Here is a 14945-nt window from a genome sequence, read left to right on the forward strand (position 1 = left end):
CTTGACCGCGAAGAGGCCGCTACGGCCGAGTCAGTTCAGCGCATCGAGCAGCGCCTGGTTCTGCTCCGGCGTACCGATGGTGATCCGCAGGAACTGGGCGATACGCGCCTGCTTGAAGTGCCGCACGATCACCCCCTGCTCACGCAAGCGTGCCGCCAGCCCAGCGGCATCCTGCTGTGGATGGCGGGCGAAGATGAAGTTGGCCGCCGACGGCAGCACTTGGAAACCTCGCGCAACCAGTTGCTCGACCAGCGCCTCGCGGCTGTCGATCACCTGGCGGCAGGTCTGTTCGAAGTACGCCCGGTCCTCGAACGCCGCCGCCGCGCCGACGATCGCCATGCGGTCCAGCGGGTAGGAGTTGAAGCTGTTCTTGATCCGCTCCAGCGCCTCGATCAACGCTGGGTGACCGACCGCCAGGCCAACCCGCAGCCCCGCCAGGGAGCGCGACTTGGACAGGGTCTGGGTCACCAGCAGGTTGTCGTAGCGGTCCACCAGGCTGATGGCGGTCTGGCCGCCAAAGTCGATGTAGGCCTCGTCCACCACCACCACCGAGTCGCGGTTGGCCTCGAGCAAGCGCTCGATCGCCTCCAGCGGCAGCAGGCAGCCGGTGGGCGCGTTGGGGTTGGGGAAGATGATCCCGGCGTTGGGCTTGCGGTAGTCCTCGATCCGGATCTGAAACTGCTCATCCAGCGCCACCTGTTCGAACGGAATGCCGTACAGGCCACAGTAGACCGGGTAGAAGCTGTAGCTGATGTCCGGGAACAGCAGCGGCGCATCGTGTTGGAACAGGCCGTGGAAGATGTGCGCCAGCACTTCGTCCGAACCATTGCCGACGAACACCTGCTGTGGCGTGACGCCATAGTAGTCGGCGACCGCCTGCTTGAGGCGGTCGCCGTTCGGGTCCGGGTACAGGCGCAGGTTATCGTTCAACTCGTCGCGCATGGCCTCCAGCGCCTTGGGCGACGGGCCATAGGGGTTCTCGTTGGTATTGAGCTTGACCAGGCGGGTCAGCTTCGGCTGCTCGCCCGGCACGTAGGGCACCAGGTCCTTGACGAAGGGGCTCCAGAATCGGCTCATGTTAGTTCCCCTCGTTCTCGGTGAGGATGCGGTATTCGGCGCTGCGGGCGTGGGCGGTCAGCGATTCGCCACGGGCCAGGACCGAAGCGGTGTGGCCCAGCTCGGACGCGCCCTGCTCGGAGCAGAAGATGATCGACGAACGCTTCTGGAAGTCGTACACCCCCAGCGGCGAAGAAAAGCGCGCGGTGCCGGAAGTCGGCAAGACGTGGTTGGGGCCTGCGCAGTAGTCACCCAGCGCTTCGCTGGTGTGGCGGCCCATGAAGATCGCGCCGGCGTGGCGGATGTGCGGCAGCCAGGCCTGCGGATCGGCCACCGACAGCTCCAGGTGCTCGGGCGCGATGCGGTTGGCCACGTCCATGGCCTGCTGCATGTCGCGCACCTGGATCAGCGCACCACGGCCATTGATCGACTTCTCGATGATCTCGGCACGCTCCATGGTCGGCAGCAGCTTGTCGATGCTGGCGGCGACGCGATCGAGGAAGGCGGCATCCGGGCTGACCAGGATGGCCTGGGCATCTTCGTCGTGCTCGGCCTGGGAGAACAGGTCCATGGCGATCCAGTCCGGATCGGTCTGGCCGTCGCACACCACGAGGATTTCCGACGGACCGGCGATCATGTCGATGCCGACCTGACCGAACACGTGGCGCTTGGCGGTGGCCACGTAGATGTTGCCCGGGCCGACGATCTTGTCCACCTGGGGCACGCTTTCGGTGCCGTAGGCCAGGGCCGCGACGGCCTGGGCACCACCGACGGTGAACACCCGGTCGACACCGGCGATACAGGCGGCGGCCAGCACCAGTTCATTGACCTCGCCGCGCGGGGTCGGCACCACCATCACCACCTCGGAAACCCCGGCGACCTTGGCCGGGATGGCGTTCATCAGCACCGACGAGGGGTACGACGCCTTGCCGCCGGGCACGTACAGGCCGGCGCGGTCCAGCGGGGTGACCTTCTGGCCGAGTACGGTGCCGTCGGCTTCGGTGTACTGCCAGGAGTCCTGCTTCTGCCGCTCGTGGTACATGCGCACACGGCTGGCGGCCTTCTCCAGGGCTTCGCGCTGGGCCGGGGTGATGCGGGTCAGGGCCAGTTCCAGGCGCTCGCGGCCCAGGATCAGGTCATCGATGCTTTTGGCGTCGACGCCGTCGAAACGCTGGGTGAACGCCACCAGGGCTTCGTCGCCACGCTCGCGCACGGCCTTGATGATGTCGAGCACGCGCTGGTTGACCGCGTCATCGGACACACTTTCCCAGCTCAGCAGATGATCCAGATGTCGGGCGAAATCCGGATCAGCAGCGTTGAGACGGGCAATTGCAGTGGACACGGTCATGGCGAGGGCCTCGATGATTAGCGAATGCTCAGGCGCCCTAGGCTACCAGTCCATCCGCGCGGGCACCCGAGAAAATTGGCTATGACGCGGATAGATGGGCGCGACAGCGAAGGTCGCGCGCAGAGGTCAGCCGCGGTGTCGCGATTCGACAGCCTGGCGCAGGGTATCGATCAGGCTCTGGATGCGCGCGTGCTGCATCTTCATGGAGGCCTTGTTGACCACCAGGCGCGAGCTGATGGTGGCGATCAGTTCCTGGGGCTCCAGGCCATTGGCGCGCAAGGTGTTGCCGGTGTCGACCACGTCGATGATCTTGTCGGCCAGGCCGATCAACGGCGCCAGCTCCATGGAGCCGTAGAGCTTGATGATGTCGACCTGGCGGCCCTGCTCGGCGTAATAGCGCTTGGCGACATTGACGAACTTGGTGGCCACGCGCAGGCGGCCCTTGGGCTCCGGTGCTCCCACCGCACCGGCGGTCATCAGCTTGCAACGGGCGATCTGCAGGTCCAGGGGCTCGTACAGGCCCTGGCCACCGTACTCCATGAGCACGTCCTTGCCGGCCACACCCAGGTCGGCGGCGCCATGCTCGACATAGGTCGGCACGTCGGTGGCACGCACGATCAACAGGCGCACGTCTTCCTGGGTCGTGGGGATGATCAGCTTGCGGCTCTTGTCCGGATTCTCGGTCGGCACGATGCCGGCCTCTGCCAGCAGCGGCAGGGTGTCGTCGAGGATGCGGCCCTTGGATAGCGCGATGGTCAACATTGGAGCGTCGGTCCTTAAGCGTCTACTGCCGGCCGGGCACGCGCCCGACCGCATACGATTCGGCTGGCGCGTCCCTGCGCCAATCACAGACTAGCCCGGTACGCGACGGATCTTCGCGCCCAGCATCTGCAGTTTTTCCTCGATGCACTCGTAACCACGGTCGATGTGGTAGATGCGATCGATCAGGGTGTCGCCTTCAGCCACCAGGGCCGACAGCACCAGGCTGGCCGAGGCCCGCAGGTCAGTGGCCATGACCGGTGCGCCCTTGAGCGCCTTGACCCCGGTGACGATGGCGGTGTTGCCTTCGACCTGGATCTGCGCGCCCATGCGGTGCATCTCGTAGACGTGCATGAAGCGGTTCTCGAAGATGGTCTCGATCACCGCGCCCGTGCCTTCGGCGATGGCGTTGAGCGAGATGAACTGCGCCTGCATGTCGGTCGGGAACGCCGGATACGGGGCGGTGCGCAGGTTGACGGCCTTGGGCCGCTTGCCGTGCATGTCCAGCTCGATCCAGTCTTCGCCAGTGGTGATCTCGGCGCCGGCTTCCTTGAGCTTCTCCAGCACCGCCTCGAGGATGGTCGGATCGGTGTCCTTGAGCTTGACGCGGCCACCGGTCACGGCGGCGGCGACCAGGTAGGTGCCGGTCTCGATCCGGTCGGGCATCACGCGGTAGTTGGCCGAGTGCAGGCGCTCGACGCCATCGATGGTGATGGTGTCGGTGCCTGCGCCTTGGATCTTGGCGCCCATGGCGATCAGGAAGTTGGCCAGGTCGACCACCTCCGGCTCACGGGCGGCGTTCTGCAGCACGCTGCGGCCCTTGGCGAGCGCCGCGGCCATCATGATGTTCTCGGTACCGGTCACGCTGACGGTATCGAAGAAGAAGTGCGCGCCACGCAGGCCGCCCTCAGGTGCCTGGGCCTTGATGTAGCCGCCCTCGACCTCGATCTTCGCGCCCATGGCCTCCAGGCCGCGAATGTGCAGGTCGACCGGACGCGAACCGATGGCGCAGCCGCCCGGCAGGGCCACTTCGGCCTTGCCGAAGCGGGCGACCATCGGGCCGAGCACGAGGATCGAGGCACGCATGGTCTTGACCAGCTCGTAGGGGGCGACCAGGGTCTTGATGGTGCGCGGGTCGATCTCCACCGCCAGCTTCTCGTCGATCACAGGCTCGATGCCCATGCGGCCGAACAGCTCGATCATGGTGGTGATGTCGTGCAGGTGCGGCAGGTTGCCCACGGTGACCGGACCGTCGGCCAGCAAGGTGGCCGAGAGGATCGGCAGGGCGGCGTTCTTCGCCCCGGAAATGCGGATCTCGCCGTCGAGGCGGGCGCCGCCAGTGATAATCAGTTTGTCCATTGGAGTCTCGCCGCCAAGTTGGCTCAGGTGCGCTCAGCCCAGGCTGCGCTGCTGAAAAATTTCATGGTTACCGCATGGATGCTGCCATCGGCGATCCACGGGTTCAGGTGAGCATAGATCGCCTGCTGGCGCTTGACCGGGCTCTGGCCGGCCAACTCGTCGCTGATCACGTTCAACTGGAAGTTGCAGCCTTCGCCCTCAACTTCGACCCGGGTTCCCGGCAATTTCTCTTCAAGGAAGTTCTTAACTTCTACGGCCTGCATGCTCAACCTCAATCGGCGCCCTGTGCGCGCGGGTCGGCCATCATACAAAAAAGCCCCTCGCCTGCGAAGCCCATGGACGGGCGTGCTGACCGAGGGGCCATCCATTGAAGGCGAGCCATCAGCCCGCCAGCACTTCATCGAGGTCATACACCTCGGCGATTTCCCGCATGGCGTCGGGCATCTCGCGCACTTCCCAACCCTTGCCCGCCGCCTGGGCGTCACGCATGAACGCCAGCAGCAGGGAAAGGCCGACACTGGAGGACTTCACCACCGCCGAGCAATCCAGCACCAGGCGCGGCTCGCGACAGGCGGCGATCAACGCCTTGCCTTTCTTGCGCAGGGTCGGGCCGCTGCGGTAGTCCAGCACGCCGGCCAGGCGCAGGACGCCCGGCTCGGCCATGCTCACGCCGGCTTCGCTCATTGCACTTCCTTGTCTGGCGACTTGTCGGCGGTTTCCTTGGCCTTGGCCACCTCGCCGGCCCAGCCGTCGATGGTCTTGTCCAGGTCGTTGCCGTTGCGCTGCATGGCGTCGGCGAACTGGTCGCGGAACAGTTTGCCGATGTTGATGCCGTTGACGATGACGTTGCGCACCTTCCACTCGCCGCCCAGCTTGACCATGGTGTACTGGACCGGGTAGACCGCGCCGTTGTTGCCGGTGACCTTCATGCCGACGCTGGTGCGATCGCCTTCCTCGCCCTTGGCCGGGTCGACGGTGATGCCCTGGTTGTTGTACTCCAGCAGGGCATTGCCATAGAACTGCATCAGGCTGCGCTTGAAGTTCTCCTGGAAGCGCTGCATCTGCGCAGGCGTCGCCTTGCGCGAGTACTTGACGGTCATGATGCTCTTGGAAATGCCATCGGCGTCGACCACCGGGCCGAGCACGCGGTTGAGCGCATCGTAGAACGCTTGCGGACTGGTCTTGTACTGTTCCTTGTTGGCCTTGAGGTCGGCCAGCAGTTCGTTGGTGGTGCCCTGGATCACATCACGGGCGGATTGCCCCGGCGCCGCCAGGGCCATCAGGGGGAAGGCCGCCAGCAGGACCAGCAGGCCACGTCGCAGGATCGAAATCATGAAAACTCCTCAATTAGCTGGTTGGGCTTCTTTCGGTTCCTTGCCAACGGAGTTGAGCAGGAACTTGCCAATCAGATCTTCCAGCACCAGGGCCGACTGGGTGTCGTGGATGGTGCTACCGTCCTTGAGCACCTCGTCCTCGCCGCCCACGCTGATGCCGATGTATTTCTCGCCGAGCAACCCGGCGGTCAGGATCGAGGCAGTGGAGTCGGTCGGCAGGTTGTCGACGTGCTTGTCCAGCTGCAGGGTCACCCGACCGGTGTAGGAATCACGGTCCAGATCGATGGCCGTGACCTTGCCGATGGTCACGCCGGCCATGGTCACCTTTGCTCTGACAGTCAAACCGGCGATATTGTCGAAGTACGCATAAACTTTGTACGTGTCGCTGCTCGGGCTGGCGGACAGCCCGCTGACACGCAGGGCCAGCAGCAGCAACGCCAGGATCCCGGCCAGAAGGAACAGGCCGACACCGATTTCCAGGGTGCGGTTTTGCATCAGAAATCTCCAAACATCAAGGCGGTCAGAATAAAGTCCAGACCCAGGACCGCCAACGAGGCGTAGACCACGGTCTTGGTGGTGGCACGGCTGATCCCTTCTGAGGTGGGCTCGCAGTCATACCCCTGGAACACGGCGATCCAGGTGACGACGAAGGCGAACACCAGGCTCTTGATCAGCCCATTGAGCACGTCGTCGGTAAAGGAAACGCTGTTCTGCATGTTGGCCCAGAACGAGCCTTCGTACACGCCCAGCCAGTCCACTGCCACCCAGGACCCGCCCCAGATGCCGACCACGCTGAAGATCAGCGCCAGCATCGGCAGCGAGATGAAGCCTGCCCACAGGCGCGGGGCAACGATGTACTTGAGCGGGTCGACCCCGATCATCTCCAGGCTCGACAGTTGCTCGGTGGATTTCATGTTGCCGATCTCGGCGGTCAGTGCCGAGCCCGCGCGCCCGGCGAACAGCAAGGCGGTGACCACCGGGCCGAGTTCGCGCAGCAGGGTCAGGGCGACCATCTGCCCCACCGCCTGCTCGGAACCGTACTTGGTCAGGATGCTGTAGCCCTGCAGGGCCAGCACCATGCCGATGAACAGGCCAGAGACCACGATGATCGCCAGCGACAGCACGCCAACCGAATACAGCTGCTTGACCAGCAGCTGGAAGCTGCCGCCGATGCCGCCGCGCCCAACCAGCGCATGGAACAGGAACAGGCAGGAACGCCCCAGCACGGCCAGCACGTCGATGGCCGAGCGACCGAGAAGACGGATACGTTCGAGTAAGGATCGTCTGCGCATCAATGCGCCCCCAGCAGATCGGCGCGGTAATCAGGCGCGGGAAAGTGGAATGGCACCGGACCGTCCGGATCGCCCTTCATGAACTGGCGGATACGCGGGTTGTCCGAGCCCATCAGTTCGTCAGGCGTACCCTGCCCCAGCACCTGGCCGTCACCGACCACATAGATGTAGTCGGCGATGCTGGCAGTCTCGGCCAGGTCGTGGGAAACCACGATGCTGGTGATGCCCAGGGCATCGTTGAGCAGGCGGATCAGGCGCACCAGCACGCCCATGGCGATCGGGTCCTGGCCGACGAACGGCTCGTCGTACATGAGGATCTGCGGGTCGAGGGCGATCGCCCGGGCCAGCGCGACCCGGCGCTTCATGCCGCCGGACAGCTCGTCCGGCATCAGGTCGATGGCCCCGCGCAGGCCCACGGCCTGCAGCTTCATCAGGACGATGTCGCGGATCATCTCGTCCGACAACTGGGTGTGCACCCGCAACGGGAAGGCGACGTTCTCGAACACGTCAAGATCGGTAAACAGCGCGCCGCTCTGGAACAGCACGCCCATCTGCTTGCGCGCGTCGAACAGGTCGCCCCGCGACAGGGTCGGCAAGTTCTGCCCAGCGACCCACACCTCGCCGCTGGACGGGCGCAACTGCGCGCCCATCAGGCGCAGCAGGGTCGTCTTGCCGCACCCGGAAGGCCCCATGATGCCGGTGACCTTGCCGCGGGGGATGCGGATGTCGACATTGCTGAAAATGCTGCGCGAACCGCGCTTGAAGGTGACGCCCTTCAACTCGACCGCGTAGGCGCTATCCACACTCATCTAGACTCCTTGCGATGCAGCCTCGTCTCCATGGACGCCCACCTTCATCGTGAAGGCACACGCGCCCCTTGGCGGGCCGAATAGCGGCGAACTATAGCATCGCGGCAGGCCCGCCCCAAGGCCATCGCCCGAGTCGTTCAGGCCAGCGACAGGCTCGCGCGACCTCCGTCCGGCAATCGAAGGATGAGCCTTTCACACATTGCAGCTATAATCGGCGCCTTTTCATCAGGCATCGTTTTTCGACATGAGCCAATCCAGCGAGCTGATCCAATCCGCCCAGCGCACCCTGCGCCTGGAAGTCGAGGCCGTGGAGGCCCTGCTGGCCCGCATCGACGATAATTTCGTCAAGGCTTGCGAGTTGATCTTGGCCAGCAAGGGCCGGGTCATCGTGCTCGGCATGGGCAAATCGGGCCACATCGGCAACAAGATCGCCGCAACCCTCGCCAGCACCGGCACCCCGGCCTTCTTCGTGCACCCGGCCGAAGCCAGCCACGGCGACATGGGCATGATCACCCGCGACGACGTCATCCTGGCCCTGTCCAACTCAGGCAGCACCGCCGAGATCGTCACCCTGCTGCCGCTGATCAAGCGCCTGGGCATCCAGATGATCAGCCTCACCGGCAACCCGGATTCGCCCCTGGCCCAGGCCGCCGAGGTCAACCTCGATGCCCGCGTCGCCCAGGAGGCCTGCCCATTGAACCTGGCGCCCACCTCGTCCACCACCGCAGCCCTGGCCCTGGGCGACGCCCTGGCCATCGCCCTGCTCGAGGCGCGCGGCTTCACCGCCGAGGACTTCGCTTTCTCGCACCCGGGCGGCGCACTTGGCCGCCGCCTGTTGCTGAAAGTGGAAAACGTCATGCATGCGGACGACGAACTGCCCCAAGTGAAGCGCGGCACCCTGCTCAAGGACGCACTCCTTGAAATGTCTCGTAAAGGTTTAGGCATGACCGTCGTCTTGGAAAACGACGGCAAGCTGGCCGGTATCTTCACCGACGGCGACCTGCGCCGCAGCCTGGATCGCAACATCGACGTGCACAAGACCCCGATCGACCAGGTGATGACCGTCCACGGCAAGACTGCCCGCGCCGAGATGCTGGCCGCCGAAGCCCTGAAGATCATGGAAGACCACAAGATCAACGCACTCGTGGTGGTCGACCAGGACGACCGCCCGGTCGGCGCCCTGAACATGCATGACTTGCTGCGCGCGGGGGTGATGTGATGGGGAGCGACGCGATGAACCAGGACCTGATGCAACGCGGCAAGGCGATCAAGCTGGCGGTGTTCGACGTCGATGGCGTGCTTACCGATGGCCGCCTGTACTTCCTCGAGGACGGCAGCGAATTCAAGACCTTCAATACCCTCGACGGCCATGGCATCAAGATGCTGATGGCCTCGGGCGTGACCACGGCGATCATCAGCGGGCGCAAGACCCCGGTGGTCGAACGCCGGGCCAGGAACCTGGGTATCCCGCACCTGTTCCAAGGCCGCGAGGACAAACTGGTGGTACTCGACGGCCTGCTGGCGGAACTGGGCCTAAGCTATGAACAGGTTGCCTACTTGGGCGACGACCTGCCCGACCTGCCGGTGATCCGCCGGGTCGGCCTGGGCATGGCAGTAGCCAATGCCGCGCCGTTCGTGCGCCAGCACGCCCATGGCGTGACCCAGGCACGTGGCGGCGAAGGCGCCGCCCGCGAGTTCTGCGAACTGATCATGCAGGCCCAGGGAACCCTGGACGCTGCCAACGCCAACTACCTGTAAGGCCGTACATGCTCAGCAAGAAAGCCCGAAACATCGCGCTGTTCGGTGCGATCGCCGCCCTGCTGGTGGCGGTCGGCTACTGGAACATCAGCCCCGAGAGCTTCCTCGACAGGCCAGTGGCCCAGGTCGACCAGAGCGCCATCGACTACTACGCGATCAACGCCCACAGCGTGCAGTTCCTGCCCGACGGCAAGCTGCAGTACGAAATGACCGCCGACAAGGTCGAGCACCTGAAGGCCAGCGAAGTGACCCTGGTGACCAAGCCCGACCTGCACCTGTATCGGGGCACCCCGTATCCCTGGCACGTACAGAGTGAACGCGCCGAGGTCAACCCGGACGGTAGCGAGGTCGAGCTGATCGACAAGGTCCGCGTTGCCCGTACCGACGCGAAACAACGCGATACCATCATCACCACTACCCGCATGACCGTGTTCCCGCAGAAGCAATATGCGCAGACCGAGCAAGCCGTTAGAATCGACGGCGCCGGTGGCACGACCACGGGCAAAGGAATGAAAGCGTATCTGAAAGACGGCAGGATGGACCTGCTGTCCAACGTAAGAGGACAGTATGAGGCTCGTTAAAACCCTCCCCCTTCTGCTCAGCCTGGGCGCGGCACTGGGAAGCGCGAGCGCCTTGGCCCTGCCGAACGACCGTGACCAGCCCATCCGCATCCAGGCCGACAACGCCCACCTGGATGACAAGCAGGGCGTTGCCACCTACACCGGCGACGTGATCATCACCCAGGGCTCGATGATGATCAAAGGCAATACCGTGACCATCACCCGCGCCGCCTCCGGCGATATCGACGTGGTCACCTCGGTGGGCAACCTGGCCTACTTCGAGCAGCAGCAGAGCGCCGCCAAGCCCGACAAGATGAAGGGCTGGGCCGTGACCATCCAGTACCAGGCGCTGAAGGACATGGTGATCCTCACCGACCGCGCCAAGGTCGAGAACGAAGGCAACACCACCGAGGGCGAGAAGATCGTCTACAACACCAAGACCCAGGTGGCTACCGCCGGTCGCGGTGGCAACGTGACCTCGCCGCGTCAGCGCATCGACATGGTGATCCAGCCGAAGAAGAAGGCCGAGTAAATCAGATGGCAACCCTCAAAGCCCAGCACCTGGCCAAGAGCTACAAGGGCCGCCAGGTCGTCCGCGACGTCAGCCTGTCGATCGACAGCGGCCAGATCGTCGGCCTGCTCGGTCCCAATGGCGCCGGCAAGACCACCTGCTTCTACATGATCGTCGGGCTGGTCCAGGCCGACCAGGGCCGCGTGCTGATCGACAGCCTCGACGTCAGTCACCAGCCCATGCACGGCCGCGCCCGTGCCGGTATCGGCTACCTGCCGCAGGAAGCCTCGATCTTTCGCAAACTGTCGGTGGCCGACAACATCATGGCCATCCTCGAGACCCGCAAGGATCTGGACCGTGACGGCCGACGCAAGGAACTGGAAAGCCTGCTGCAGGAGTTCCACATCAGCCACATCCGCGACAACCTCGGCATGAGCCTCTCCGGTGGCGAACGCCGCCGTGTCGAGATCGCCCGTGCGTTGGCCACCGCGCCGAAGTTCATCCTGCTGGACGAACCCTTCGCCGGTGTCGACCCGATTTCCGTAGGCGATATCAAGCAGATCATCCACCACCTCAAGGCCAAGGGCATCGGCGTGCTGATCACCGACCACAACGTGCGCGAAACCCTTGATATCTGCGAAACCGCCTACATCGTCAATGATGGCCAGCTGATCGCCGAAGGCGACGCCGAGACCATCCTGGCCAACGACCTGGTCAAGGAGGTTTACCTGGGCCACGAGTTCCGGCTCTAACGCTAGGAGTCTGCCCGGAGCACTGGCACAGGCGCCCGAGAAGGGCTTAAGTGATACAGTGCTCTAGGCAAACGCTACAATTTAAGGCATAAAACTTGCTTGAAGTTGGCGCCCCGGCGCCCTCTCTGTAGTGGATGGCGCATGTGCGCCGGCGAACAAGGTATTTAGCCCCTGCCATGAAACCATCGCTCGTCCTAAAAATGGGCCAGCAACTGACGATGACCCCGCAGTTGCAACAGGCTATCCGTCTGCTTCAGCTCTCCACCCTGGACCTTCAGCAGGAAATCCAGGAAGCGCTGGAGTCCAACCCGATGCTCGAACGTCAGGAAGACGGCGACGACTTCGACAACAGCGACCCGATGGCCGACAACGCCGAGAGCAAACCGGCCAGCGAACCCCAGGACAGCAGTTTCCAGGAAAGCACGGCCAGTGCCGACAACCTGGAGGATGGCGAATGGAACGAGCGCATCCCCAACGAGCTGCCGGTGGACACGGCCTGGGAGGACATCTACCAGACCAGCGCCAGCAGCCTGCCCAGCAGCGATGACGACGAGTGGGACTTCACCACCCGCACGTCGATCGGCGAGAGCCTGCAAAGCCACCTGCTGTGGCAACTGAACCTGGCGCCGATGTCCGACACCGACCGCCTGATCGCCGTCACCCTCATCGACAGCATCAACGGCCAGGGCTACCTGGAAGACAGCCTCGAGGAAATCTGCGCCGGCTTCGAGCCAGAGCTGGATATCGAGCTGGATGAAGTCGAGGCGGTGCTGCACCGTATCCAGCAATTCGAGCCCGCCGGCATCGGCGCACGCAACCTGGGCGAATGCCTGCTGCTGCAACTGCGCCAACTGCCAGCCAGCACGCCGTGGATGGCCGAAGCCCAGCGCCTGGTCACCGACTTCATCGACCTGCTCGGCAGCCGCGACTACAGCCAGCTGATGCGCCGCATGAAGCTCAAGGAAGACGAACTGCGCCAGGTCATCGAGCTGGTGCAGAGCCTCAATCCGCGCCCGGGCTCGCAGATCGAGTCGAGCGAGCCGGAGTACGTGGTCCCCGATGTCATCGTGCGCAAGGACAACGACCGCTGGCTGGTGGAACTGAACCAGGAAGCGATCCCGCGCCTGCGGGTCAATCCACAGTATGCCGGGTTCGTCCGCCGCGCCGACACCAGCGCCGACAACACCTTCATGCGCAACCAGTTGCAGGAGGCGCGCTGGTTCATCAAGAGCCTGCAGAGCCGCAACGAGACGCTGATGAAGGTCGCCACCCAGATCGTCGAGCACCAGCGTGGCTTCCTCGACCATGGCGACGAGGCGATGAAGCCGCTGGTCCTGCACGACATCGCCGAGGCGGTGGGCATGCACGAATCGACCATTTCCCGGGTCACGACGCAGAAATACATGCACACGCCCCGTGGCATCTACGAACTGAAATACTTTTTCTCGAGCCATGTGAGCACCGCCGAAGGCGGCGAATGCTCGTCCACGGCGATCCGTGCGATCATCAAGAAACTGGTTGCGGCGGAAAATCAGAAAAAGCCATTGAGTGACAGCAAGATCGCTGGTTTACTGGAGGCACAAGGCATCCAGGTAGCCCGTCGCACCGTCGCCAAGTATCGTGAGTCCCTCGGCATCGCACCGTCGAGCGAACGCAAGCGACTGATGTAGCCCCTGGCTGTGCCATAGCGTTTCAGTGGCAGGTGCAATACCTGCCCTTTATGCACGGGCAACAAAGGAGAAGCTGTATGCAAGTCAACATCAGTGGACACCATGTAGAAGTCACCCAGCCGCTGCGTGAGTACGTACTCGAGAAGCTCGCTCGCGTGGAGGGCCACTTCGACAAGATCACCAACGTGCAGGTCATCCTGACAGTCGAGAAGTTGCAGCAGAAGGTCGAGGCGACCCTGCAGATTCCCGGCGGCGAAGTGGTTGCAAACGCCGAAGACAAAGACATGTATGCAGCGATCGACGCCCTGGCTGACAAGCTCGACCGCCAACTGAAAAAACACAAGGAAAAACAGCAAAGCCTGCTGCAAGGTGCAGCCGCCCGCTGATCCCCCTCATCCATGATCCGACTTGAAACCATCCTGACCCCCGGCCGTTCCCTCGTGAACGTGCCGGGCGGCAGCAAGAAGCGTGTGCTCCAGGAAATCGCCACCCTGATCGCCAGGGACGTGGCCGAACTGGAAATGGAAGACGTATTCGAGAAACTGGTCGCCCGCGAGAAGCTGGGCTCCACCGGTTTCGGCAATGGCATCGCCATTCCCCACTGCCGGCTCGAAGGCTGCACCGCACCGGTCAGCGCCCTGCTGCACCTGGATGCCCCCATCGACTACGACGCCATCGACGGCGCTCCCGTGGACCTGCTGTTCGTCCTGCTGGTACCGGAAGCCGCCACCGATGCCCACCTTGAACTGCTGCGCCAGATCGCCAGCATGCTCGATCGCAAGGAGGTCCGCGATCGCCTGCGTGCCGCCGACAGCAGCGAGGCCCTGTACCAGGTAGTCCTGGACGCACAGAACGAGCACTGAACATGCGCCTGATCATCGTCAGCGGCCGGTCCGGCTCCGGCAAGAGTACCGCCCTCGACGTGCTGGAAGACAACGGCTACTACTGCATCGACAACCTGCCTGCCGGGTTGTTGCCGCAATTGGCGGAAAATGCGCTGGTCAATACCGAGATGCTGCAACCGAAGGTCGCCGTCTCCATCGATGCACGCAACCTGCCCAGCCATCTGTCGCGATTCCCCGAATTGCTCGAGGAGGCGCGTGCCCGGCATATCCAGTGCGACGTGCTGTACCTGGATGCGGACGAGGAGACCCTGCTCAAGCGCTTCTCCGAGACCCGCCGGCGCCACCCGCTGACCAACGCCGATCGTTCCCTGGCCGAGGCGATCCGCGTCGAGAGCGAACTGCTCGGCCCGATCGCCGACCTGGCGGACCTGAAGATCGACACCACCAGCCTCAACCTCTACCAGTTGCGCGACTCGATCAAGCTGCGCCTGCTCAACCAGCCTGAGCCCGGTACCGCCTTCCTGGTCGAGTCCTTCGGCTTCAAGCGCGGCATGCCTGTGGATGCCGACCTGGTGTTCGATGTGCGCTGCCTGCCCAATCCCTACTGGAAGCCGGAACTGCGTGAGCACTCCGGCCTGGAGCAGCCAGTGATCGACTACCTCGACGCCCAGCCGGATGTCGAGGAGATGTTCCAGGACATCTCCAGCTACCTGCTCAAGTGGCTGCCACGCTTCGCCGCCAGCAACCGCGCCTATGTCACCATCGCCATCGGCTGCACCGGTGGTCACCACCGCTCGGTGTACCTGACCGAACGGCTGGGCCAGCAGTTGCAGCAATCCCTGAAAAACGTCCAGGTCCGCCACCGCGACCTCTAGCCCACAGGACCCGCACC

The 14945-nt window shown here is 64.0% G+C and carries 19 protein-coding genes; 9 read left to right on the top strand and 10 right to left on the bottom strand.

Annotated features, from left to right (window positions below; genetic code table 11):
- Nucleotides 1-30: 30 nt before the first annotated feature.
- The 10 genes from hisC to ABFA30_RS18705 form a co-directional block, all read right to left on the bottom strand.
- On the bottom strand, nt 31-1077 hold the full coding sequence (hisC, locus tag ABFA30_RS18660; RefSeq protein WP_225787189.1) for a histidinol-phosphate transaminase: 1047 nt from the start codon (nt 1075-1077) through the stop codon (nt 31-33).
- 1 nt (nt 1078) lies between these two features.
- Complete coding sequence (gene hisD, locus ABFA30_RS18665; protein ID WP_253081365.1) at nt 1079-2404, bottom strand: histidinol dehydrogenase; 1326 nt, start codon at nt 2402-2404, stop codon at nt 1079-1081.
- Between the two features lie 126 nt (nt 2405-2530).
- Nucleotides 2531-3166, bottom strand: coding sequence for an ATP phosphoribosyltransferase (gene hisG / locus ABFA30_RS18670; protein WP_225787187.1), 636 nt, complete (start codon nt 3164-3166; stop codon nt 2531-2533).
- 90 nt (nt 3167-3256) lie between these two features.
- A complete protein-coding gene (murA, locus tag ABFA30_RS18675; RefSeq protein ID WP_225787186.1) occupies nt 3257-4522 on the bottom strand; it encodes a UDP-N-acetylglucosamine 1-carboxyvinyltransferase in 1266 nt (421 codons plus the stop codon).
- Between the two features lie 23 nt (nt 4523-4545).
- Nucleotides 4546-4785 carry a BolA family protein gene (locus ABFA30_RS18680; RefSeq protein WP_225787185.1) on the bottom strand — a complete coding sequence of 80 codons (240 nt, stop codon included), beginning with the start codon at nt 4783-4785 and terminating at the stop codon, nt 4546-4548.
- 118 nt (nt 4786-4903) lie between these two features.
- Nucleotides 4904-5206, bottom strand: coding sequence for a lipid asymmetry maintenance protein MlaB (locus ABFA30_RS18685; protein ID WP_410045787.1), 303 nt, complete (start codon nt 5204-5206; stop codon nt 4904-4906).
- Nucleotides 5203-5856, bottom strand: coding sequence for a phospholipid-binding protein MlaC (locus ABFA30_RS18690; protein ID WP_225787183.1), 654 nt, complete (start codon nt 5854-5856; stop codon nt 5203-5205). Before ABFA30_RS18690 ends, ABFA30_RS18685 begins: the two co-directional genes overlap by 4 nt.
- Before the next feature lie 9 nt (nt 5857-5865).
- Nucleotides 5866-6351: an outer membrane lipid asymmetry maintenance protein MlaD gene (gene mlaD, locus ABFA30_RS18695; RefSeq protein ID WP_225787182.1), complete on the bottom strand. Its 486-nt coding sequence runs from the start codon at nt 6349-6351 to the stop codon at nt 5866-5868.
- Entirely contained in the window at nt 6351-7148 is a 798-nt protein-coding gene (gene mlaE / locus ABFA30_RS18700; protein ID WP_225787181.1) for a lipid asymmetry maintenance ABC transporter permease subunit MlaE, read from the bottom strand. The genes mlaD and mlaE overlap by 1 nt, the downstream gene beginning before the upstream one ends.
- Entirely contained in the window at nt 7148-7957 is an 810-nt protein-coding gene (locus ABFA30_RS18705) for an ATP-binding cassette domain-containing protein (RefSeq protein ID WP_225787180.1), read from the bottom strand. Before ABFA30_RS18705 ends, mlaE begins: the two co-directional genes overlap by 1 nt.
- A 244-nt stretch (nt 7958-8201) precedes the next feature.
- Between ABFA30_RS18705 and ABFA30_RS18710 the strand changes: the two genes are divergently transcribed.
- From ABFA30_RS18710 to rapZ, 9 genes are all read left to right on the top strand, one after another.
- Nucleotides 8202-9176 (top strand): KpsF/GutQ family sugar-phosphate isomerase, encoded by a 975-nt coding sequence (locus tag ABFA30_RS18710; RefSeq protein ID WP_225787179.1) that lies wholly within the window; start codon nt 8202-8204, stop codon nt 9174-9176.
- Between the two features lie 14 nt (nt 9177-9190).
- The gene (locus tag ABFA30_RS18715) at nt 9191-9715 is read left to right on the top strand and encodes a KdsC family phosphatase (protein ID WP_225787178.1); all 525 of its coding nucleotides are present in this window, start codon (nt 9191-9193) and stop codon (nt 9713-9715) included.
- 8 nt (nt 9716-9723) lie between these two features.
- Entirely contained in the window at nt 9724-10296 is a 573-nt protein-coding gene (gene lptC, locus ABFA30_RS18720) for an LPS export ABC transporter periplasmic protein LptC (protein ID WP_225787177.1), read from the top strand.
- Nucleotides 10283-10807 (top strand): lipopolysaccharide transport periplasmic protein LptA, encoded by a 525-nt coding sequence (gene lptA, locus ABFA30_RS18725; protein WP_225787176.1) that lies wholly within the window; start codon nt 10283-10285, stop codon nt 10805-10807. Before lptC ends, lptA begins: the two co-directional genes overlap by 14 nt.
- 5 nt (nt 10808-10812) lie before the next feature.
- Nucleotides 10813-11538, top strand: a complete 726-nt coding sequence (lptB, locus tag ABFA30_RS18730; RefSeq protein WP_225787175.1) for an LPS export ABC transporter ATP-binding protein — start codon at nt 10813-10815, stop codon at nt 11536-11538.
- 176 nt (nt 11539-11714) lie between these two features.
- A complete protein-coding gene (locus tag ABFA30_RS18735) occupies nt 11715-13208 on the top strand; it encodes an RNA polymerase factor sigma-54 (RefSeq protein WP_225787174.1) in 1494 nt (497 codons plus the stop codon).
- Nucleotides 13209-13285: 77 nt separating this feature from the next.
- Nucleotides 13286-13594, top strand: coding sequence for a ribosome hibernation-promoting factor, HPF/YfiA family (gene hpf / locus ABFA30_RS18740; RefSeq protein WP_225787173.1), 309 nt, complete (start codon nt 13286-13288; stop codon nt 13592-13594).
- A gap of 12 nt (nt 13595-13606) precedes the next feature.
- A complete protein-coding gene (gene ptsN / locus ABFA30_RS18745; protein ID WP_253090591.1) occupies nt 13607-14071 on the top strand; it encodes a PTS IIA-like nitrogen regulatory protein PtsN in 465 nt (154 codons plus the stop codon).
- A gap of 2 nt (nt 14072-14073) precedes the next feature.
- Nucleotides 14074-14928, top strand: coding sequence for an RNase adapter RapZ (rapZ, locus tag ABFA30_RS18750; protein WP_225787171.1), 855 nt, complete (start codon nt 14074-14076; stop codon nt 14926-14928).
- Nucleotides 14929-14945: the final 17 nt, after the last annotated feature.

This window comes from Pseudomonas sp. HLMP, from assembly GCF_046365545.1.
GTDB lineage: Bacteria > Pseudomonadota > Gammaproteobacteria > Pseudomonadales > Pseudomonadaceae > Aquipseudomonas > Aquipseudomonas guariconensis_B.